Genomic DNA, 311 nt, shown 5'->3' with positions numbered 1-311 from the left:
AACTGAGTTTGTTGTAACTTAGAAACTGAAGGCTTGTAGCTCGGATGGTTGCAGCCCTGCCCTCGAATAAGAGCGGTGAGGTCACAACGCCGACCGGCTTGAAAAATAGGCTTGTAGCTCAGCTGGTTAGAGCGCACCCCTGATAAGGGTGAGGTCGGCAGTTCAAGTCTGCCCAAGCCTACCAATTCTTGTGTCACGTTGGACCCGAAATCCTAATGAATATTTACTGTTTCAGTAAGCATTGATTAGGGTTTTTTACCCTGAGGTAGCATTTACGATACTTTAAAGAGTAATGTAGGTCCTCCTTGCGA

Annotated in this window: 1 tRNA gene; it reads left to right on the top strand. The window is 46.6% G+C overall.

What is annotated here, in order from left to right:
* Positions 1-107 precede the first annotated feature (107 nt).
* Positions 108-184, top strand: a tRNA-Ile gene (locus tag ACTRWF_RS19710).
* Positions 185-311 lie beyond the last annotated feature (127 nt).

This window comes from Alteromonas sp. G5_S2_22_S1 (genome assembly GCF_054968525.1).
The sequence above is the reverse complement of the archived record's forward strand: the minus strand, read 5'-3'. Positions and strand labels throughout refer to the sequence as shown.